This is a genomic window from Membranihabitans marinus, from assembly GCF_021729155.1.
Taxonomy (GTDB): domain Bacteria; phylum Bacteroidota; class Bacteroidia; order Chitinophagales; family Saprospiraceae; genus Membranihabitans; species Membranihabitans marinus.
Genome location: NZ_JAJQYA010000035.1, coordinates 23,156 through 46,258 on the forward strand (window position 1 = coordinate 23,156; position 23,103 = coordinate 46,258).

At 36.2% G+C, this 23,103-nt stretch carries 18 protein-coding genes and 2 tRNA genes; 11 read left to right on the forward strand and 9 right to left on the reverse strand.

Annotated features, from left to right (window positions below):
- Positions 1-278 precede the first annotated feature (278 nt).
- On the reverse strand, positions 279-797 hold the full coding sequence (locus tag LVD51_RS16805; protein ID WP_236972526.1) for a transposase: 519 nt from the start codon (positions 795-797) through the stop codon (positions 279-281).
- Between the two features lie 512 nt (positions 798-1,309).
- On the opposite strand from LVD51_RS16805, the gene LVD51_RS16810 reads away from it, so the two are divergent.
- Together LVD51_RS16810 and LVD51_RS16815 are read left to right on the forward strand one after the other, a co-directional pair.
- On the forward strand, positions 1,310-2,839 hold the full coding sequence (locus tag LVD51_RS16810) for a bifunctional GNAT family N-acetyltransferase/carbon-nitrogen hydrolase family protein (RefSeq protein WP_236972527.1): 1,530 nt from the start codon (positions 1,310-1,312) through the stop codon (positions 2,837-2,839).
- Positions 2,840-4,486: 1,647 nt separating this feature from the next.
- The gene (locus LVD51_RS16815; protein ID WP_236972528.1) at positions 4,487-4,882 is read left to right on the forward strand and encodes a nuclear transport factor 2 family protein; all 396 of its coding nucleotides are present in this window, start codon (positions 4,487-4,489) and stop codon (positions 4,880-4,882) included.
- A gap of 393 nt (positions 4,883-5,275) precedes the next feature.
- Here the strand turns inward: LVD51_RS16815 and LVD51_RS16820 are convergent.
- Positions 5,276-5,359 (reverse strand) — tRNA-Leu (locus LVD51_RS16820).
- A 178-nt stretch (positions 5,360-5,537) separates the two neighbouring features.
- On the opposite strand from LVD51_RS16820, the gene LVD51_RS16825 reads away from it, so the two are divergent.
- A tRNA-Gly gene (locus tag LVD51_RS16825) sits at positions 5,538-5,610 on the forward strand.
- 90 nt (positions 5,611-5,700) lie between these two features.
- Here LVD51_RS16825 and LVD51_RS16830 read toward each other — a convergent pair.
- Positions 5,701-6,582 (reverse strand): bile acid:sodium symporter family protein, encoded by an 882-nt coding sequence (locus LVD51_RS16830; RefSeq protein WP_236972529.1) that lies wholly within the window; start codon positions 6,580-6,582, stop codon positions 5,701-5,703.
- 231 nt (positions 6,583-6,813) lie between these two features.
- Here LVD51_RS16830 and LVD51_RS16835 point away from each other — a divergent pair, with 231 nt between their 5' ends.
- Both LVD51_RS16835 and LVD51_RS16840 read left to right on the forward strand, forming a co-directional pair.
- A complete protein-coding gene (locus LVD51_RS16835; RefSeq protein WP_236972530.1) occupies positions 6,814-8,883 on the forward strand; it encodes a T9SS type B sorting domain-containing protein in 2,070 nt (689 codons plus the stop codon).
- A 215-nt stretch (positions 8,884-9,098) separates the two neighbouring features.
- Positions 9,099-9,284 carry a hypothetical protein gene (locus tag LVD51_RS16840; RefSeq protein ID WP_236972531.1) on the forward strand — a complete coding sequence of 62 codons (186 nt, stop codon included), beginning with the start codon at positions 9,099-9,101 and terminating at the stop codon, positions 9,282-9,284.
- Positions 9,285-9,369: 85 nt separating this feature from the next.
- Here the strand turns inward: LVD51_RS16840 and LVD51_RS16845 are convergent, their stop codons facing one another.
- Together LVD51_RS16845 and LVD51_RS16850 are read right to left on the reverse strand one after the other, a co-directional pair.
- Positions 9,370-9,972 carry an L-threonylcarbamoyladenylate synthase gene (locus LVD51_RS16845; RefSeq protein ID WP_236972532.1) on the reverse strand — a complete coding sequence of 201 codons (603 nt, stop codon included), beginning with the start codon at positions 9,970-9,972 and terminating at the stop codon, positions 9,370-9,372.
- 14 nt (positions 9,973-9,986) lie between these two features.
- Complete coding sequence (locus tag LVD51_RS16850; RefSeq protein ID WP_236972533.1) at positions 9,987-11,435, reverse strand: sigma 54-interacting transcriptional regulator; 1,449 nt, start codon at positions 11,433-11,435, stop codon at positions 9,987-9,989.
- 523 nt (positions 11,436-11,958) lie between these two features.
- On the opposite strand from LVD51_RS16850, the gene LVD51_RS16855 reads away from it, so the two are divergent.
- A complete protein-coding gene (locus LVD51_RS16855) occupies positions 11,959-12,786 on the forward strand; it encodes a glycosyltransferase (RefSeq protein WP_236972534.1) in 828 nt (275 codons plus the stop codon).
- Here LVD51_RS16855 and LVD51_RS16860 read toward each other — a convergent pair.
- The 4 genes from LVD51_RS16860 to LVD51_RS16875 form a co-directional block, all read right to left on the reverse strand.
- Positions 12,783-12,998 carry a hypothetical protein gene (locus LVD51_RS16860; protein WP_236972535.1) on the reverse strand — a complete coding sequence of 72 codons (216 nt, stop codon included), beginning with the start codon at positions 12,996-12,998 and terminating at the stop codon, positions 12,783-12,785. The two genes, LVD51_RS16855 and LVD51_RS16860, sit on opposite strands and share 4 nt — an antisense overlap.
- Entirely contained in the window at positions 12,988-13,824 is an 837-nt protein-coding gene (locus LVD51_RS16865) for a S24 family peptidase (protein ID WP_236972536.1), read from the reverse strand. Before LVD51_RS16865 ends, LVD51_RS16860 begins: the two co-directional genes overlap by 11 nt.
- A 189-nt stretch (positions 13,825-14,013) precedes the next feature.
- Positions 14,014-14,763 (reverse strand): triose-phosphate isomerase, encoded by a 750-nt coding sequence (gene tpiA, locus LVD51_RS16870; RefSeq protein ID WP_236972537.1) that lies wholly within the window; start codon positions 14,761-14,763, stop codon positions 14,014-14,016.
- Positions 14,764-14,837: 74 nt separating this feature from the next.
- Positions 14,838-17,036, reverse strand: a complete 2,199-nt coding sequence (locus tag LVD51_RS16875; RefSeq protein WP_236972538.1) for a glutamine synthetase III family protein — start codon at positions 17,034-17,036, stop codon at positions 14,838-14,840.
- Positions 17,037-17,218: 182 nt separating this feature from the next.
- On the opposite strand from LVD51_RS16875, the gene LVD51_RS16880 reads away from it, so the two are divergent.
- The 5 genes from LVD51_RS16880 (at position 17,219) to LVD51_RS16900 (ending at position 23,093) form a co-directional block, all read left to right on the forward strand.
- Complete coding sequence (locus LVD51_RS16880) at positions 17,219-19,252, forward strand: ComEA family DNA-binding protein (RefSeq protein ID WP_236972539.1); 2,034 nt, start codon at positions 17,219-17,221, stop codon at positions 19,250-19,252.
- A gap of 385 nt (positions 19,253-19,637) precedes the next feature.
- A complete protein-coding gene (locus LVD51_RS16885; protein WP_236972540.1) occupies positions 19,638-21,020 on the forward strand; it encodes an exonuclease domain-containing protein in 1,383 nt (460 codons plus the stop codon).
- A 104-nt stretch (positions 21,021-21,124) separates the two neighbouring features.
- The gene (gene miaE, locus LVD51_RS16890) at positions 21,125-21,706 is read left to right on the forward strand and encodes a tRNA-(ms[2]io[6]A)-hydroxylase (protein ID WP_236972541.1); all 582 of its coding nucleotides are present in this window, start codon (positions 21,125-21,127) and stop codon (positions 21,704-21,706) included.
- A gap of 84 nt (positions 21,707-21,790) precedes the next feature.
- Positions 21,791-22,330 (forward strand): inorganic diphosphatase, encoded by a 540-nt coding sequence (locus LVD51_RS16895; protein ID WP_236972542.1) that lies wholly within the window; start codon positions 21,791-21,793, stop codon positions 22,328-22,330.
- 337 nt (positions 22,331-22,667) lie between these two features.
- Complete coding sequence (locus tag LVD51_RS16900) at positions 22,668-23,093, forward strand: hypothetical protein (protein WP_236972543.1); 426 nt, start codon at positions 22,668-22,670, stop codon at positions 23,091-23,093.
- Positions 23,094-23,103 lie beyond the last annotated feature (10 nt).

The window sequence follows — 23,103 nt, forward strand, 5'->3', positions numbered from 1 at the left end:
ACGAATTACATTTTATAATGACGGAAAAGATTTCGAGAATATTTGAAGTTTGACGAGGCTAAAAACACAGGCATAGCCGTAGCTACGGCGAGTATTTTAAACGAAGTAAAACTTCAAATAAATCGAAAGATTACCGTTAATTATAAATGTAATTCGTATTAACCCCGCGGATATATTCATTCGTTGTCATGGTTTTAAACCATTGTACGATTTGCGGCAGGGACGTACCTGTGTTTGGGCAAACACCTAGGTTTGCCTTAATGGTATGGGCAAGATTATTAATCGTTGATAGGGTTTATATTATCTGCATCCCATTTCATTGGATTAGATCTGATGTAATTCACAATGTTATTATACGATCTTTCATTGCGGATTATATGTTCCCAATAATTGCGCTGCCATAATTTTCCATCAAATGGTTGCCAACCTTTTGATTTAACCCCGCGGATATATTCATTCGTTGTCATGGTTTTAAACCATTGTACGATTTGCGGCAGGGGCGTACCTGTGCTTGGGCAAACACGTAGGTTTGCCCCTACGATGCAATGAAAATGGTTAGGCATAATTATCATTTCACCACATTTGACATGGGTATATTTATTTTCTAATTCAAAATACCATTTTTCGACCATCCTACCTGCATCATTTAATATCATTTTACCGTATAATATTTCACCCAAGAGGCATATTCTGTTTTTAATGCATATCGTTATAAAATACGAACCCGGTTGAGAATAATCATATCCTTTTAATCGGATAGATCTTCGGTGATGGATATTTGGATTGTATTTTTTCATACTTCTATTCATTTACTCTTCAGCTCAAAATAATATGGATAGAAAAGATTAAAAATCACCTATATGATTTCGATTCTATAAAGGATATTTCAACGTTAATCCTTTCATATCTATCTTAATAAGATCATAAGAAGAACAGGCAAATAATTCGACATTTCAAAATATTCAATCTTATTTATTATTCGTAAAGATAGTGAATCCTTCAGCGTTATAACCATTACGCAAGTACAATTTATGAGGTATAATGCTTGTAATCAACTTCCACCGAGACAAAACATTATAGACTATCGTCGTATATTTATTAATGAGAATCCACACGAAATACCAAAAAACCATAATTCGATTTGTTTGTATCGTCTAAATTGAAGCTCTATCGACAAAATAATATTACCCAAGCGAAAAATGCATCGATAGATACAAAATCTAAAAAATTAAGTCATGCTATATTGAAAAATTTGTACTTTACTAAACGCAACTTGCGTTATACAAAATCGTCGGTACAAACAGATAAAATGATAGAAAGTATAGAAAATATTGAATTGCAATTTTTGACCATCAATGACTATCAAGAATTGAAAGAAGCCATGATAGAGGCCTATTCTAGTATGCCAAATGCCTATTGGAAAGAATCTCATATTGAGTCACTTATAGCTAAATTTCCAGAAGGTCAAGTTGTCATTAAAATTAATGATCAATTAGCGGGATGCGCATTATCCATTATCGTGGACTACGACAAATTCGATGACCATCATACTTACAACGAAATTACGGGCAATTATACCTTTGATACCCACCATCAAGATGGAGATGTACTTTATGGAATCGATGTATTTATAAAGCCAGAATACAGGGGGCTTCGTCTCGGTCGCAGATTATATGATTATAGAAAAGAACTTTGTGAAAAACTCAATCTACGCGGCATAGCCTTCGGTGGAAGAATTCCAAATTATCACAAATATGCCGACACCATAAGTCCCTTGGAATATATAGCCAAGGTCAAAAGAAAAGAGATTCACGATCCTGTCTTGAATTTTCAAATTTCCAATGACTTTCATCCTTCTAAGGTATTAAAAGGATACTTGGAGGGCGATGAAGCGTCCAATGAATACGCTGTGCTTCTCCAATGGAATAATGTATACTATACCAAAAAGACAACCAAAGCAACGACTAAGAAAAAAGTAGTCAGACTCGGCTTAATCCAATGGCAGATGAGGTTGTACAAAAATTTGGAAGAATTAATGCAGCAAGTCGAATATTTTGTGGATGCCGTTTCTGCATATCGTTCGGATTTTGCTTTATTTCCCGAATTCTTTAATGCGCCGTTAATGGCGGATAACAATCATTTGCCCGAATCGGAAGCCATTCGAAGACTGGCCCAACACACCCCAGAAATAGTACAACGGTTTTCGGAGCTAGCAATCTCTTACAATATAAATATCTTGACGGGAAGCATGCCGGAGGTCAAAGATGACTTATTGTACAATGCTGGCTACCTATGCAAACGAGATGGTAGTACGGAAAGATATGAAAAGCTTCACGTTACTCCAGACGAAGCCAAGATATGGGGAATGCAAGGTGGCCATGAATTGAGAACCTATGATACGGATTGTGGAAAGGTGGGAGTATTAATTTGTTACGATTCAGAATTCCCAGAATTGAGCAGGCTATTGGCCGACGAAGGCATGGACATACTCTTTATCCCCTTTTTGACAGATACACAAAATGGGTATTCTCGAGTGCGTCATTGTGCTCAAGCTCGAGCCATTGAGAATGAATGTTACGTCGCTATTGCGGGAAGTGTGGGCAACCTTCCCAAAGTCAATAACATGGATATTCAATTTGCTCAATCCATGGTGTTTACACCTTGTGATTTTTCATTTCCAGCCAACGGCATCAAGGCGGAGGCCACCACCAATACGGAGATGATATTAATCGCCGACGTAGATATTGATTTATTGCGGGAATTAAATGAATTTGGTAGTGTGCGAAACCTGAGGGATCGACGAACCGACCTCTTTGAATTAAAGAAAAAGAAGAAATAATCTTAATTTGAATAAAATTCCTAAGATTGAAAATTTCTTTGATCGTATACTAATAGTTTCACCCCTTAACCACAAGTCATATAAGTTTCTTTATGAATAAATAATATTGAACACTCATAAGATGGGAGATATTTCAGCAAATTCCTAAGGAAATTCAAGAATGAGCTTTGTGAAAGACTCATCAAAAAGATGCAGCTTCGAATCTAAATGATCTCAAAAATCCTCTGGGGAATAGGTTATAAGAAATACATTTTATCATGACGGATGACTGAACATGACTGAATGAAGCTCACGACCGAATGTAGTTCGAAGAACCGTAGACCTTAAATAGGTCTAGGATGAGGGAGCCAGACCACAGTGTCGTGGGTGTGAACGAGCAAAATACGAAGTATCCAATGTCCTAAATGGACATTGGGCGAGAGAAGTCGCAGCCACTGTGCTGCGACGAGAATTCATTTATATTGATAAGTATTAAATTTCATTTTACAATATAATATAATAGCATTGAAGGAACCGAAACCACCGTGTTTCGGGTGGATGACTGAACGAAATGCACGACTGAATAAAGTTGCTCAAAGAGCAACCAGATGAACTAAATGTTCATCTGATGAAGGAGCCACGACCACAGCGTCGTGGATGGGTTGGCTCGTAAATCGACCTTTGGTGAAGATGACCGAGCAAAGTTGCTCCTTAGAGCAACCAAATGTCCTTAATGGACATTTGGCGAGGGAACCGAGACCACTGGGCTCGGGTGGGAAGGAAGCCACTGGCTCCGGCGTGACTACAACATAAATCGATAGGTTTTTAGCCATTGTGGTCCAGCGTGGTTGCCCCGTAAATCTTCAGGAATTTAGCCACTGCGCCGAGGATGGGTTGACCTCGCGTCTCCCAAAATTGTCATTTGAGATGCAAAGCATAGCTTCTATTCGTTGAGGCGTGATTGATCTATAATTCGTCATTATATGGTCTAAAGTACTGATATTTTTGCATGGATTTGTCACACTTTTTGCCCAGTATCTCTTATGTCCCCCGCTGGCGGGGGTTAGGGGGTGGATATGCCATAAAATTTGTATTAATATTAGATTACCGAGTATATCGTCACCAAACAACATTTTTCTATCAAATTCAATGATTGATGTGAATTGAAGATAACATAAATGGTGATGGTCATGGATTTGTCACACTTTTTGCCCAATCTATCCTATTATATCATTACAAAAAATGAAAATATATTATCTCTTCGATTCGGAAGATTGACAATGCAAAAAGTCCGCCATAGCAACATTGTTTGATGCTTTATAGACCTCACCCACCCGAGGGAATAATCCCTCGGTTCCCTCATCAAATGCCTTTAGTAGGCATTTGGCTCTGTGAGCTGCATTCGGTCACCCACGGCTATGACATATCATCCCTACAGGATGACTGAATATAGTTTCCTTTCAGACTACTTCATTCTGTCGTGTCTCTACAGTGAGGTGTGTGGACTTAGAAATAAAACCCCAAATTTCCACATAAAAATAGGCATAAATCAATAATATATTTGTCGACCATTTGGAGAAAAAAAGCCAAAATTTTAATTTAATGTCGCTAAATATTTTTTTACTGTAAAGCAAGTATTAAACACTATACCTAAAACTTTAAATGAAAATGGACATTAACGAAATTGTAGAGGATTTTATTAAGGTACTAGAAAACAGAGAAAGTTTTGATGAAGTACTGGAATTTTATCATCCTGAAATAGAGCAAATTGAATTCCCCAACACCCTTACCACCAATAAGACCGTACGCAATTATAAGGAGTTGGCTATAGCTGCAGAAAAGGGAAAGGCTGTGTTAAAAAAAGAGACCTATAAAATATTAAAAAAATATACATTCGACAACGTTGTCATCATTGAAGCACAATGGACAGGAATACTGGCCATCCCAATAGGAAAACTAAAACCGGGAGATGTAATGACTGCCCATTTTGCACAATTTTATGAATTTAAAGATGGAAAGATCATAAAACAAAGAAACTATGATTGTTTTGATCCATTTAAATAGTTAGATTATACAGCAAGTCAGTTTGGGAAGTTTCTATAAATGTATTCCGTATAACATGTCGCCACTCTGTGGCTATTTGTATCACTATGTTTACTGTATTCGATAAAAATAGGATATACTGTTTGTTTATATTCAAAAGTAAAATCCTGAAATATTCAAAGAATAGTCCTGAAAGAGGAGCTCTGAGCCGCTGCACTGATAGCAATCGCAGCCTTGCACTGAGTGCAGTCAATATCTGTCAGTCGAAGTGGACGCAATGTATTAGTATAGAGTGAAAGAATGAAATGCAGGTTGGTAGAGTCATGACCGAATGATATTGTAAACATATTACATTAACTCTCTGATATTAAAAGACATAAAAAAGGGAAACATTATATCAATGTTTCCCTTCAGTACCCGAGGTGGGACTTGAACCCACACGACCTAATGGTCACAGGATTTTAAGTCCTGCGTGTCTACCAATTCCACCACCCGGGCAGTACTGTGCCGCTCTCTTCAAGCGATTGCAAATGTAACATCAAATTTTTATATCTTCAAACTTTTATTGAAAAATAAATTCTAAATTTTTTTTCGAAAAATATTTGTGTTTTAAGAATAACTACTATATTTGCATTCGCTTTTACAAAGAAGTCATACGGATTTCCAAAAGCACAATGCGAAAGTAGCTCAGCTGGTAGAGCACGACCTTGCCAAGGTCGGGGTCGCGGGTTCGAATCCCGTCTTTCGCTCACTAAAAAAAGAGTCTTACCACAAGTAAGACTCTTTTTTATTTTCAGCAATTTATATCCTTTAAAGTTTTGTTTTACTCCCCTACTCCTCTACTCCGCTGTAGATGTGGAAGTATTTTGAGGACTCCGTTGAGTTGCCCAATAAATAATAAAACCTCCAGTTAAAAACATAATTATACTATACACTGCTGGCGCAATGGCGAAAACGGGATTTTCAAGCAATCCAACGGCAATAGCCAAAGCCAAAGTTCCATTTTGAATACCAGACTCGACCGAGATACTGATGGATTGAAAGGTAGATAACTTCAATAATTTGGCCGTAAAATATCCTATAAACATCGACAAGGCATTGAGCAAAAAAGTAGCTACTCCCACTTGGGCAAAATATCCGGGCAACACATCTTTTTCTTTGACTATAATACCAATTATAATGACAAATAGTAAAACGGCAGATGCTATTCGAACCGGCTTTGCCATTTTTTCCGCAAAGCGATTCATATATCGCTTGACCATCATCCCAAAGGCTACAGGTATTATAATAACAATACACATTTTTTTAATCGTATCTATTACATCGAGTTGAACCATAGCAGTTTGGGATAAGAGATGGTTCATTGAAAAATTGATAATAAGTGGAATGGTAAACACCGTCACTATACTGGAGATGGCTGTTAATGAAACCGACAAAGCGGTATCCCCTTTCGCTAAATGGACAATAAGATTGGATGTTGGTCCACCTGGACAAGCCGCTAGAATCATCAAACCAACCGCTATTTCTGCTGGTATGGACAATAGAGTAATTAAGATTAAACCCAGTATGGGCAAAATAATGAGTTGATTAAACAAACCTAAAATAACGGCCTTGGGATATTTAACCACTCGCTTAAAATCTTGAATGGTAAGGGACAGCCCCATTCCCCACATAATAATAACCAAGGCCAAACTTAAAATTAGATTAGAAACACTATCCATAAATTTTATATTTTATAATTAAATCAAAACATAGATCCATCCTAAAGTTATTATTATTATCTAAATTTTCATCATTAAGATCAAATAATTATATTATTTGGATAAAGTGAAGTCCAATAAAAAATCTCACTAATTGATATATTTGGGTTAAAATACAGCCGATATATAAAGTATTTATATTAAGTTGATTAAATTAGCCTAATTATAAATCTATCTACTGATAATCTATATATGAAAAATCTTGTAATTGCACTCTTTACTATCCTCAGTATTCCTGCTTTATACAGTCAGGATATCGTTTGGTCCACTAATCGTCCGCAAAACACACTCATAGAAGGTTGTGGTGCAGGCGAAATTATCCTAACCAATAGCAGTAATCAAGACAAGATGGTAGCCATCAATTTGAGCGGTAATTACAGCCCATCTGATATATCCACATCCATCCTCAACAATATTTCGATTGCAGGAAACAATACAGTAATTCTCAGCCTATCAGCCATCGATGATGGAATAGATGAATCTGGAGAAAACATCACATTTACAATATCCCCTGAAGGTGAATCAGATATCGTCATCACTTGGAATATAGAGGACACTATTACTTTGTCAACCTCAGTAGAGGACGAATTGACCACATGTCCAGACAACGAAATATCTTTAACCGCTTCATCCAATGCCAATATCACTTGGATGCCAGGAAATGTAACCGACGAAACATTTGAGTTTTATTTTGAAGAAGAAACAGATATCACAGTTCATGCTAGCCAAGGGAATTGTATGGTCAGCAAAGAAATCAAGGTGATACCGACTACTTTTGTAAATATCGATGAAGACAGTGATACACTATACTGGTGTAAGAGCCCTGATGCCATGACCATTACAGCCACAAGTTTTGATAACAATGCCATACAATGGAGTTCTGAGGGATTTAAATTTACCCCTATCAGTGTCAATGAAATTCAAATTATTCCTGAATCATCGGGTTATTTATATGCGAGTACTACATTAAACGGTTGTACTAATCGCGACACCCTATTTATACAAGTAGACAGCCTTCCAGAAATAGTCATCGATACCATTCCCAGTAAAGACCCTTACTGTCCTGGGGAAATTGTATCCATCTATGGTATGAAATTACAACAAGATCTTTACCCGGCTGCAGTATATGAATGGACGCCCAATACTGGTGCGATTTCGGATACAGATAAAGCCAATTTTACTATATCCACATCTGACACCATTACCTATGTCAGAACCACGACCAATAATGCCTGTGTAAGTATGGATAGTGTAACTTTAAATGTCGACAATCCTCCCATTGAGTTAAACTTTACCGACACCACAATATGTCCAAATCAAACGGTGGAAATAATACTTGAAAATCCTGAGACTTTCGAAAAATTTGAATGGTCACCAGAGGACAAAGTCAGTTGTACAGAATGTACCAATCCCAAGGTTACCACGGCGGAATCGACAACCATACAATTGATGTTGGAAACAGAACACTGTCCTACCAGTGCCTCTGTTAGCATAAATGTCAGTCCACCGATGCCATTGACAATATCAGGTACGCGACCAGTTTGCCCCGATGAAGATGTAGTATTGACCATTGCTGAGAGAGACGATTACGAATCTTTTAGCTGGACAGGAAATGTAGACTTTTCTTGTAATGATTGTCCTGATCCCACTGTTTCTTCAGGTCAGACCAACAACGTCGGTGTAACTGCCGTCAATAGTGAAGGATGCTTTGGTATCGGTAGTTTTATCTACCAAGTTTTTCCAACGCCGAGTATTGGCATTCAAATTGACAAAGATGAAGTTGCTCAAGGAGAAACCGTACTTGCTTCATTGGTCACCAATGCTACCGATGATTTCATGGACATCGTATGGGAAGTAAATGGCGAAATTGTAGACGGTTCGGAACTGATGAATAATGTTGTTATGGATAAAGAAAATAACACCATCAAGGTTACTGCACTTACCAATAATGGATGTATGGTCATGGCAACCTTAGATGTAGCCACAGTTCCCCCCTCTTATAAAATACCAAATGCATTTACACCCAACGGTACCGCCAACAACTTGTTTAGAGTAATCATTACTGGCAATTTAATGGTTCAGTCAATGAAGGTCTATGCAAGATGGGGAGGTTTAGTGTTTTCTGATTCTTCTGCCGATGGTTGGGATGGAACAAAGGACGGCAAATCACTTCCTTCTGACACCTATGTTTATCTTATTGAAATGAGATATCCTGATGGCAGTGTCGAAGAACTAAAAGGAGAAGTAACACTTCTAAACTAAGTTAGTACCGTCTAAAAATTTACTATTATTATATTCAAAATCCCAAGATTTTGACCTTGTATCGGAGTTGGACTACCGATGCGAAAGTAGTGGGCAATACTGTGAAAAAATATTCTAAATAATAATAAAAAACTTGCTAAAATCCGTAACGTTTTTGTTTCCCAGTCGTTATTAAAGTATAATTATATTCCAGTAAACATATTCAATTAATCTCAATGCAAAATCAACCACCGCCAACTGTTCTCCCCAACAAAGAAAATGAACCATTGTTGAAACTTCCTGAAAATTTATCCAGAACTATAAAGCATCAGTTAGGATTATTAATGGAACCATTTTCTTCTACAGATGTACTGAATGCCAAAATTAAGCGGGTATTTTTTATCCCTAAAAATGAAGGTTAAAAGAAACAACTAATTTAGCAACGCGAAAAGGGAAGCCCATTTTTTAATGAACTTCCCTTTTTTTATTAAACTATACTTTATTAGTCTATTCTATAGGAACATCTCCAGCTCTTATTAATTCTGGCTCAGAAGCCGTACAATCTACTATACTGGACAATTTAGTTTCCAACACACCTCCATCGACGATTACATCGACCAACTTACCAACTCTATCCTCGATATCAATAGGATCGGGAAAGAACTGATTGTCCACCTTAAATGAAGTACTGACTAGGTAATCATCAATATTATTCAATAAATACATGGCTATAGGATTACTGGGTATTCTAAAACCAATGGTTTTCCGACGACTCTGTACGATCTTGGGCACTTTAGAATTGGCATTGAGGATAAAGGTAAAAGGTCCGGGGACATTTCTTTTCATCAATTTAAATACCTCATTGGGAATAGGAGTAGTCAATTTAGCAGTCACACTAATATCGGGACTCATTATCGTCATAAGTTGTTTATGGGAATCATTGCCTTTGATACGATGAATCCTTGCAATGCCGTCCTTGTTATTGGCCAAGCAGCCCAATGCATATACCGTATCGGTAGGGTATACAATAACTCCCCCACCCTGCAATATATCCAAAACCTGTTTCATCTTCCTAACTTCGGGATTCTCAGAATGCACACTTATGATCATAATTCAATATATTTTTATTCTTCTAAATCATCCAACATATTGGCCAATAAATCATTAAAACTCAAATGACCATCCCACATCTCTTTGTTCAACACATTGATCTCGGCCAATGAATGCAAGATAAACTCTTTCCAAAACAAAGGCTGGGTTGGATTGTCGATATAATCAAATACAATTTCATTTAGACCGGGAATTAAATTCAACTTATCTGCAAAATCCTTCTCACTATCGTCATTGACCAACTCGACAATATTTCCGGTAGAAAACCATTTTCTCAACACTTGAAATTGAGCATCTTTGTCCAACATCCGATTGGCATGAGGGAATAACACTTTAAATTCATCTTTAATAGCATCGCCAATTAAGTCTACAGCTACTTGGTAAGCTCCTTCTTGCTCTCCTTCATACACCAACTCCACCTTTCCAGTAATTGAAGGTATCATAGCGTAAATATCAGATATTCTCACTACAGCTTCACTCTCTTGATTCATCAACATCCTTCGTTCAACAGCACTCAGTATATTTTCATAGGCTGTTATCGACAACCTTGCCGACACCCCACTTTTTTCATCTACCATCTCACTGTCACGAGCAATAAAACCCACTCTCTCAATAATGTTTAATATTGTATCGGGCACCACAATTTCCGGTCTGGTCGGAATTTTCCTCGCTTCTTGTAAAGTAATGGCCTTAGCATCTTCAATGGATACCGGATAATGAGTAAGTATTTGGCTTCCAATTCTATCTTTTAAAGGAGTAACTATACTCCCTCTATTGGTATAATCTTCTGGATTGGCCGTAAACACAAATTGAATATCCAATGGTAGGCGCATCTTAAATCCTCTTATCTGAACATCACCTTCTTGTAGAATATTAAATAAACCAACTTGGATTCTAGCTTGTAAATCTGGCAATTCATTGATCACAAAGATCGACCGATTGGCTCTGGGCAATAAACCATAGTGCACGACTCTCTCGTCGGAATAGGACAATTTAAGCGTGGCCGCTTTAATCGGATCAATATCACCGATTAAATCAGCTACAGTAACGTCCGGAGTCGCCAATTTCTCCACAAAACGCTGAGATCTATGCACCCATTCAATAGGGGTATCATCCCCGTGCTTTTTTATTAATTCACGAGCGTAAATAGAAATCGGTTTAAGTGGATCATCATTTATTTCTGACCCCTTCACTATCGGAATATATTCATCCAATAAGTCTATCATAGATCGAGCAATTCTCGTTTTGGCCTGTCCACGCAAACCCAATAATAGGATATTGTGTTGTGACAACAACGCCCGCTCTACATCGGGGATTACCGTTGTTTTATAGCCAACTATTCCTTCAAATAAATCTTCCTTCTTACTTATTTTACTTACTAAATTACTTCTTATTTCTTCTTTTATAGATTTTGACTGGTAGCCTTCGGCCAACAGTTGTTTTAATGTGGTATCTGCTTTCATATATGTTTGGTGATTACTGTTTTAATGGTTAACAACCTATTCAATCAAATTCCATGGTATCAAAAATCTCAATCACCCCTTTACAGGATAGACTAAGTACGACTCAACCTTGAACATGACTTCTCCGTCGTGCTGTATAAATCTAACAAAATTTTACAGCAAAATCAAAATTTCAAATTTTATAAACCAAAGTATTGCTCTTCGTAAACAGAGAAACGAAAAATTCAGCCACAATGTTGAATAATTATTATAATATTTCTCAGCACAAAAAATGAAAATTTAGACCGTCTCCTTAGAATTTAGAAAAAAAGCGATATTTGAAACATTGGAAATATTTTAGTTACTCAAAAACAAGTCAAAAATCAATGTATAATTATCCTATATTCCGTTCAAAATCGTTCAAAAATATTCTCTAAATTTAAGATAATATGATGAATAGAAACATTCGCTTATAAAATCATTCCAGATACACTGAAAAAATAAAAAGATTAAATACACCATTCATATATTAAACTATCAATATTTGCCCTTTAAAACCATAGATTTCTTCCTAAAGGCCAATTATCCTTCTCATAACTATGAAGTCATCATATGGGATGATGGATCTTCAAAGGATATAAGAGATTCCATAACAAAATACATTGCACCCCACCCTAACTTCAAATTAAAATGGCAAAATGAAAACATAGGACGAGCCAAAATGAGACAGAAGATACTGTCGAGCCACAGTGAACAATGGGCAGTTTTTTTGGATAGTGATATGGTGCCAATGTCTGGTTTTTTTCAAATATTAGATGACCATCTCAATAATATAAACGCTGTGTATTCAGGTGGATTTCAATATCCCCAGAAAATCAATCATCCCGAATTACTTCTTCATTGGATATATGGTACCCAAAGGGAAACTAAGAGCCAACATGGATTTAAGACAGGGTTGTTCGCTGTGCATCAATCCACAATAAAGAAACTGAGTTTTGATACTTCATTCACTCAATATGGACACGAAGATACCGTATTGGGACATCAACTAAAACTTCAAGAAATTAAAATAGAGTTGCTTCCCCATTTGGCTACCCATACAGGACTGCATTCCCGAACTGTATTTATACAACATCAATTACAGGCAGTCGAAAATTTAGTAAACATCACAGATAAGTATCCAAGCTTGCAGACATCATTAATAAAATGGGGAAATTTTTGTAGTAAAAGCCGTTTATTGACCAATCTATTGACCATGTCATTCACAAAAAATATCTCCCTAAGGATACTTCATTCTAAAACTCCAAGACTATGGGCTTTAGACGTATTGAAACTCAGTCATTATATAGAAAATAAAAAGAATAGAATTTAAATCGTTGTAAAGGTAATTATCTCAATATACTCACCCCACATAGTCATACCTTGAATATCGGGTCGCAATATGGCCTCTATTTCAATAGTTTTCCCCTTTAGTTTCAATTGCTCAGGCATATTAATAGGTAAATACTTTTTCTGATCCAATGATTCAATGCCCCAAAAACCACCTTCCAAGTCAACATAAACTACTTTTCCTTTAATTTTCATCTCCTTGTTCTATTTTGGAATTATTAACCAATTGATATAGCAAATCTTTTTGTTCTTCCACGGCTTCCTGCAAAGAAGAGAGTTGACGATTGACATCGTGGTTAGACTCCATTTGGGAATGATCAAAAACAGAAATTTTTGTTTTCACATACCATACTTCTCTTAAGTCTGAAATATTTAATCGGTAAGGTTGAAATTCTTTATTATCAGATACCAATAACAAATGCCGATGACGATGGATATTATTTACTACCCTTTTTATAACCACAGCTCCTCTTGAAACTATCACATATACGTGATTGTCCTTAATGGCTGTCAACCAATCTCTTGGTTCTACAAAACTACAAACCACCTTGTCACCGGGGTTGAGATAGGGCAACATAGAATCTCCACTTACATCGAATGATCGGAAGGAGCCAAATTGAAATTCATAGCCTGGCAATGTATATGCAGGTAACTCAGTAACGAATTCAGGCTGGATGGATTCAGCTGCATATCCAGCCTGAGCGGGCACGGGTACGTGTACTATTTTTTCTTTATCGGCTTCATCGGTAACGATGGTCAACAACCGAAACTGTTGTTCATCTTCATCATCTAAGAACATCTTACCCTGTCCCGTATATAAAAACATAGGATTCAGCCGAAATACTTCAATCGCTACTCGCAAAACCTCCATAGGCACTTCCCGCTCTGCCTTCAATACCTTATTGAGATTTTGTGGCAAATAATCAATATCCAATGCAAACTGACGGCTAGAACGAATAAGGCCGTTTTCTTTTAAATAATGATGACATTGAATAAATCTTTGTGTAACAACACTTACCATCTCTAAAAATATTTGGTTTAAATGTACAACAATTATAATATATAAAATATTGTATTCCAAATAATATCTCCTAAAACCTAAAAAAATAGGCTTACCTATCTAGTCTTTCAAAAGGACTGTACATGACAGGTAAATATTTTAGCTCCCTCCTTTTGAAAATAAAAGGAATCTCATTTATACTGTAAAATATTAAAAAGAATTGGCAATAGCTACAAAATCTTCAGCTGACAATGATGCTCCCCCTATCAATCCACCATCAACGTTTTGTTGACTAAAGATTTCTTTGGCATTACTCGGCTTACAACTTCCTCCATATAATATAGAAATACCTTCAGCAAAATCATTATCAAAATGATTGGCAACTACTTCACGGATAAATCCATGCATTTCCTCAGCTTGCTCTGCTGAAGCAGTTTTTCCAGTACCGATAGCCCAAACCGGTTCATAGGCAATAACAATATTGGCCGCCTCTGTTTTTCCAAAAAGACAAAGCGTGTTTTCTATTTGCTTTTGGACTACTTTAAAATGATTATCTATTTCTCTTTCTGACAATTTCTCCCCAACACATAAAATCACCTTCAATCCTTGTTTTAGAGCGACCTTGGTTTTCAAATAAATGAGATTGTCATCTTCTCCAAAATAAGTTCTTCTTTCTGAGTGACCCAAGATTACGTATTCCACACCAGCTGACTCCAACATAGCTACAGAAATCTCTCCAGTATAGGCACCGGATTCTTTTTCATGGCAATTTTGTGCACTGAGGCCAATATTTGACGATTGTATTTGTTGTGCTACCACTCCCAATTGAGTAAAAGGTGGAGCTATGATGAGTTGAACATCGTCAGGCCAAGAAGCATCCAACAATCCGCCTACCAATTCTGGTGCAGATTCTACTGTAGTATTCATTTTCCAATTACCAGCTACTATTTTCTTTCTCATTATCGTTATATTTTTGGTGAAAATAAAAAAGGCGGAAAAAATTCCCGCCTTTTTTATATATAATTTACGATTAATTATTTGATAAACATCAATTCTCTGTACTTAACAATCGGCCAGTACTCGTCAGAAACCAAATATTCTAAACGATCTACATAAACTCTGATTTTTTCCATCAAAGGTTTGACCTTGTAACAGTAAGCATGAGCTATTTCATCAGCTTCTTCGTAATCGTTCCCTTTTCTTCTCTCATCCGTCATCAACAAAACATTTTTCTTGATTAAGGCGATATTTTCAGCTATATCATTGAGTAAAGTAAATGGTGCTTCAAATTTATCTTTATCCAAACCGAGTTCCTTTAAATTTTTAACATTTAAAGCCAACTCATTTTGGTATTTAATAGCTGCTGGTAAAACATGGTTAATTACCATTTCTCCAAGTGTTCTAGACTCAATCTGAAGATTGAGGATATAGTTTTCAACCATTACCTCATAATGAGCTTCCAATTCTTTTTCAGATAAAACATTGGTCTCTTTAAATAATGCTCTAGACTTCTCAGTAACATATGCTTTAATGGCATCAGGGGTATTCGGTGTATTGGGAAGGCCTCTTTTTTCAGCATCTTCTTTCCACTCATCGCTATAACCATCACCTTCAAACAATACTGGCTCAGACTCAATGATATAAGTTCTTATAACACTTAGAATTGCAGCCTCCTTGTTCATTCCGTCACTGATCAAAGATTCTACTTTGCTGTAGAAATCTTCCAATTGCTTACCAACGATGGCATTCATCACTGTCATTGGAGAGGCACAGTTCTTGGTTGAACCTACCATTCTTATTTCAAACTTATTACCAGTAAAGGCAAATGGCGATGTTCTGTTTCTATCTGTGTTGTCTTTTTCCAATTCAGGAATTTTGCTCAACAACTCCATCACATCCTTTACACCAGCATCATCAGAAAGTTTTTCGCTGGCAATATCTTTCATTACTTTTGATAAGAATTCTCCGATAAATACAGAGATAATGGCAGGAGGAGCTTCATTGGCACCTAAACGGTGATCGTTAGAAGCAGATGCTACACTTGCTCTCAACAAGTCAGCATGTTCGTGTACCGCTCTAATAGTGGTCACAAAGAATGTCAAAAACTCTAAGTTTTTACCTGGCTGTTTTCCTGGTTTCAACAAGTTTTTACCTGTATTGGTAGACATTGACCAGTTGTTGTGTTTTCCAGAACCATTTACACCAGCAAAAGGTTTTTCGTGCAACAACACTCTCAATTTATGCTTAATAGCGACTCTATCCATAAGATCCATCAACAATTGATTGTGATCTACGGCTACATTTACCTCCTCAAACATTGGAGCCAATTCATACTGACCAGGTCCTACTTCATTGTGTCTGGTTCTAACTGGGATACCCAATTTATGACATTCTTTCTCCAAATCCCTCATATAAGTAAGGATTCTCTTAGGAATCGATCCGAAATAGTGATCATCTAATTGCTGACCTTTAGGGGCAATCTTACCGATCAATGTTCTTCCGGTCAACATCAAATCAGGACGGGCATAAAACAAAGCCTCATCAACAAGGAAATACTCTTGTTCCCAACCTAAGGTTACAGAAACTCTAGATACATCCTCATTGGATTTAAACAATTTTATAACTTTCAATGCTGCTTTCTCCAAGTAATCCTCAGATTTCAACAACGGCAATTTATAATCCAATGCTTCACCACCATAGGTTACAAAGATGGTAGGAATACACAAGGTTCTACTCTCCCCTACTTCTAATATAAAGGCAGGTGATGAAGGATCCCATGCAGTATATCCTCTCGCCTCAAAAGTAGATCTCAATCCACCTCCAGGGAAACTCGATCCATCGGGCTCTTGTTGCGCCAATGCATCGCCACTAAATTCTTCAATGGCACTACCATCAGGAGTGATATTAAAAAATGAATCGTGTTTTTCAGCAGTTCTACCTGTTAATGGCTGAAACCAGTGTGCATAGTGGGTTGCACCTTTGTCGGTAGCCCATTTTTGCATTCCGTTCGCCACTTCAACAGAAAGATCTCGAGACAGGTTTTTACCGGCCTTAATAGCGTCTCTTAATTTCTGGTATGTTTCTTCAGACAAATACTTAAGCATGGATTCATTGCTGAAAACATTGCAACCAAAATAGGAAGCTATACTCTCTGATTGAGAATCAATAAAATCATAATCCGAACTATTTCTGTTCAGGATGGTGTCGACTGCGCTAAATCTAGGTAAACTCATTTTTTATAGTCTTTAATTAAGAATTTTTCTATAATAACAAAGGTAATCATGCTCATATAATAACCAACATTCATATTTTTTATATTTGTCTATTTCAGAATGTCCTCAAAATTACTTATCTTTTATAATCAATACTTTATAGCGATTATTTTGTTATTTCCAAAAACATAAAATAGTCTAATATGTATTGCCGTATTATGTTGACAACCCTCTTGATTCTGCACTGCATAGGACTGCGATGCCAGGATAGCATTTGGGACTCAACTGTGGATTATTTAGACGCCCTCGACCAGGGTGATATTGAACAAATTTCAGATAATCAACAATGGTTTGAATCACTTGATCAAGATATTCAGCTCAATATAAACACTTGTACTGAATCAGACTTGATTTTCCTCAATATTTTAACTCCATTCGAAATCCAACAATTTTTATTCTATCGGGGAAATTATGGACCTTTTTACGAAATCAGTGAATTGCAAGTTCTTCCAGGCATCCCACTTTACAAACTTAAAGCGCTATCCAAATATATGTCTCCAGTAGAAGAAAATTTACCATACACGACGACACATCGACAACAAGGGTATTTTCAAATTCAAGCTTCTACCTACTATCCCCTAAAAAATGGTTTTATCAGTCAAAACAATTTAGATCCCGCCTATAATGGATCTCGCTACCACATTATCACAAGATACAAAACCAGAATTAGTCCAGAATCAGGTTTTGGTTTGGCCATGGAAAAAGATGCTGGAGAGACTTTTATAGCCGGCCACATCAACCAAATAGAAAACTACCATTTTCACTATTTCAAAAATTTCAACAAAGGCTTGGTAAGAAATATTATCATCGGAGATTTTACAGCGAATTGGGGACAGGGAATATTACTTTATCAAGGATTTGGCATTACAAAATCACGCAATACAATGATGATTAGACGATCATCGCCATCGATAAAACCATATCTAGGTCTCAACGAATACAATTTTTTCAGAGGTCTTGCCATAGGACTTCAACAAAACAAAAACTGGAAACACAGCTTCTTGCTCCATCGAATTCACAGAGATGCCACTATTCATCAAGACAGTATATTCGGAACTAGCTTTTCCAATATATCGCAGTCTGGTCTACACAGGACAAAAAATGAAATTAATGCTCAAAAAAACATATTGGAAAACATCATTGGGCTGAGCAGTCGTTATCAATTAAAAAACATTCGTATTGGGCTGCATAATATGTATTCAAAATATAATATACCCTATAGGCCAGCCGAAAGAATATACAACATTCATATACCATCAGGATCTTCACAATGGTCACAAAGTATGGACATCAATGCACTCTGGGCCTCATGGAATATATTTGGAGAAATTGCCATTTCATCATTTAGACACAAAGCTTACTCCCTAGGCTTGCTCACCAGTCTAGATCCCCAATTAGACTTAAGTATCCTTCTGCGCAAATTTGAACCCGGTTACAGACCTTTATACGGCAATGCCTTTTCGGCCCGATCTACATCGAACAACGAAAAAGGATTATACCTCGGCCTCCAATATTACCCCACCCTTCAACACACCATTTCCCTATACCTAGATCAATGGCATTCCCTATTTCCCACAAGTCAAACCACTGGACCTGGTATCAATCGAGATGTATTATTACAGTATCAATACAAAAAGAAAAATAAATTTAATTACTATTTATATTTCAAATACAAGTGGCGTGCAGATAATGTATACGACAATACCGACAACCATAGTTCTGTATTCAATTATTCACAATACAATGTAAGGATTCAATTTAGTCACCATTTAAACAAAAATTGGCAATCTAGCCATCGAGTTGAATATACATTAATAGACAATATCAACAAGAATAATGAAAATGGTGTGCTAATATCTTCTCAAATAAACTATCAACCCAGTCAAAGTCAATGGAAAGGAGTGGCCAAATTGATATATTATCACACCGATTCATTTTTTTCTAGGATCTATAGCTATGCCTCTGATGTGAGATATAGTTATTCTCTTCCATTTTTTTATGGTAAGGGTTGGTCGGCATTAATTAAGACCAGTATTAAGTTAAATCGCCGATGGCAGTTAGAAGGTCGAGTAGTAAGTAATTATTTGATAGGGGCAGAAACGATTGGAAGCGGAGACAATGCAATCAACGGGCCATTCGCCAGTGAGGTCAAAATCCAGCTTTTATATACATTCTAAAATAGGTGGGAGAAAAATAAATATGGCAACTTTAAAGGCAGATATAAGTCAAATAATCACATTGGATCGACTACTTAAAACTAATCCATAGAATCAATCCACAATACTGTCTTATACTTTACCTAAGTAATACAGAATGATGTTGCCATGAATTCAGGATTCTTATTTTACACGAATTCAATAATTCTGCAACACACTTGCAAGAACCCTTTTAATTTTACATTTTTTTACAAGCGCAATTTTACATTATATCATTCTCACAAGACAGTAAAATGATATTTGAAGTATAAAATATCAGTAAACCGAGAAAAAAAACACTGACAAGCAACTCACTTTTGCAATAAATTTTATTTCTTTGAAAGAACATCACTTAAAGTCCATACCAATGTCCAAGCCCATGCGATTTGCTATAATTGATATCGAAACTACCGGTGGAAATTATAAAACAGATAGAATCACAGAAATTGGTATCGCCATACACAATGGTCAGGAAGTTGTCCAACGATTCGAAAGTTTAATTAATCCCTGCAGTCCGATACCTCCATTTATCCAAAAATTAACTGGAATTACCAATGAAATGGTAATGGATGCACCTGAGTTTTACGAAGTGGCCAAACAAATTGTGGAACTGACTGAAGATTGTATTTTTGTAGCTCATAATGTAAAGTTTGATTATTATTTTATCCGCATGGAGTTTTCACGACTGGGCTATACATTTTCCAAAAAACAATTATGTACTAAGCAGCTAACCAAAAAATTATTTCCAGAAATAGGCAGATACAGTTTAGAAAATCTTATTCGGTACTTCAATATTTCGGTGAGTAGTAGACATCGCGCTATGGCTGATGTAGAGGCAACTGTTGTGGTTTTTGAAGAGTTAATTCAGAAGGACATCAATCAACAAGAATTTCTTTCTCAAATTAACAATGGCATTCGGTTGAGTAAACTTCCCAGCAATATGACCATGGACGATCTACATCGCATCCCTGAAACATGTGGCATCTATTTCTTTTATGGGGAGAACGATATATTACTCTATGTTGGCAAGAGTAAAAACATACAAAAAAGGGTATTACAACACTTTAAGGGCAATAGTCAAAAGTCGAATCGCATATTAGAGCGCACCAAAAGAATCGATTTTGAGGAGACGGGCAGTGAACTTTTGGCCATGCTAAAGGAAGATGAAATGATTAAGAAACTCAAGCCGGAATACAATGTAGCTCAGCGCAAGTCCATGGCGTCCTATGGAATTGTCATTCATTCGGTTGAGGAAGAAACATTGATATCGGCCCGACCAATAAGAGAAGAAGTCGAGCAGAATTTTGTAAAAATATTTAAAAACAAATCGACGGCCAAACATCAACTACAAGACCTCATACAAACCTTTAAACTCAGTGACTATTATGAAATAAGTAATAGTAAGCCAGAAATTAAGGTTGTAAAAAAAGAAAACAACCACAATGGAATACTCAACGATGTTGAATTCAAAGTAAAAATAAATGGACTAATTAATCACCTTGAAAGAAGGAAACAATTTCATCATATCGTCATCGATCATCGCTATTCAGAACAAGAATACAGCATTTTCATATTCAACAAAGGCATATTACAGGGTTTTGGCAAATTTGATAAGGAAAACGGTTTAGATCAACTCCAATTAGATCATGTACAAGAAGTGAATATACCCCTAGCCATCAATGATCAACTCATTCATTTTATCCAAAAAAAGAATGGGATGTTTACATTAAAACCCAATCAAATACAATAATTTAATTTCATCATCTCTCTACTCACTAAATGTAGTATAGAAAGTTTAAAGGCCGGTAAAAAAAATCTATTTTTGGATTTTTTAATAAAACCGATTAATAAACTATGTTAGGATTAAAACTTCCCACAGATCCCAGATGGGCCGATTTGGCTCAAATGAGTTTAGAAGCGATTTTAACCGATCATGCTTATTGTGAATTAAAGGCGGCCACTACATGTATATCTCTTATCCAACAATTTCCTGATAAAGTGAGGATGGTCGAAGAAGTTAGTCCAGTAGTAACAGAGGAATGGGGTCACTTCAGATTGGTGATACAAGAGCTCCAATCCAGAGGATTGCAACTGGGATATCAAAGAAAAGATGAATACGTCAATCGAATAAGTCAATTTGTGATTAAAGGGGGAAGTCGAGAAAACAGATTTATCGATCGCCTCTTATTATGTGGATTAATTGAAGCTCGAAGTTGTGAACGTTTTAGATTGCTTTCGGTAGAATTAGAGGACAAAGATTTAAGGGAATTTTACCATAAATTCATGGTCTCAGAAGCTGGTCATTATCGAATGTTTTTGGACTTAGCCAAACACTATGGCATTGAAGATCAAGTAGTCAACCGTTGGCAAGACTTCTTAAATTATGAAAAAAAAGTGATGATAGACCTCGAAGTAAGGGGAGACAGAATTCATTAAAATAAAAATAATATTTTGAAATATTCTCATAATTATCATACAAATTAGATATTTGCGAATAAATCAAAAAAATAACCAACAAATATGTTTAATCCTTGGCACGAAGTCCACATAGGCGATAATGTTCCTGAGACGGTAAATGGCATCATTGAGATCCCGAGAAATAGTAGAGCGAAATACGAGCTGGACAAAGCGAGTGGACTATTAAAATTGGATAGAGTACTTTTTTCTAGCGTTAATTATCCAGCAAATTACGGATTCATTCCACAGACGTATTGCGAAGATAGAGATCCATTAGATATATTGATATTATGTCAAATGGATATAGTTCCCATGTGTATTGTTGAAGCCAAAGTGATTGGCGTCATGCATATGTTAGATGGAAATGAAAAAGATGACAAGATCATCGCCGTCGCTGCAAACGATAAAAGTGTGAGTCACTACAACGATGTATCGGAATTGCCTGACCATTTCTTGATAGAATTACAGAGTTTCTTTGAAGACTATAAAAAATTGGAAAACAAAGAAGTAATAGTTGAAGAATTTCAAAATAGAGAAAAAGCTTTACAAGTGGTTTTGGAGGCTATGTCATTGTATGAAAAACATTATGGTGGCAAGTTGTAAATCGTAACTAAGCTATTAATGATAATGGTTTAGAATACAGATTTGAAATATTTTATCTTTGTATAAATAAAAAAAGCGGATTGTTTCCAAGAAGAGACAATCCGCTTTTTTAGTTTAAATCATATTGGTTTTCAATGACTCATAAAATTTCAGGAAACAAAATAAAAAAGGCAATTAATTTATTTTATAAAAAATATCAAAAAAAATCCAACGCCCTTCCCACAACTTTCGTCTTAATGCCAAATACGGAGAATCAATCTCTATAGTGAAGATGTCGAGACCTTGAAAATCCGTATTAAATTTTATCTAACTCTTTTTTTAATTTAAAAACAATTGTATGAATTGGAATTTTTTAAAAATGTCAGTAATGGCGGTATGTACTGTATTGATGTTAAACGCATGTGAAAAGGAAGAAAACAATCCTAGTCTTCCCTATGACAGTGTATTTGGAAGTTGGGAATGGATTCAGACTACACAAGGTCTAACTGGAGTGGAAATTTTGGCCGATTCAGTGGATTATGACCAAGCTCTCCTCATTGAAAAAGATGATAAGTATACATGGAGTAAAAATGACACGGTTACACAATCATTGACTTTTAAAGTGATACAAGATACAGTGAACACCTCAGGCGATGCTGAATATTATTTTCAGTTCACCAACGACACTTTACCTAATCAATCGTTTTATATAGTAAATCAAGACACATTGCATCTATCAAATGATTGTGCAGATTGTGATTCTTTTATATTTGTTCGAAAATAATAAATTGATC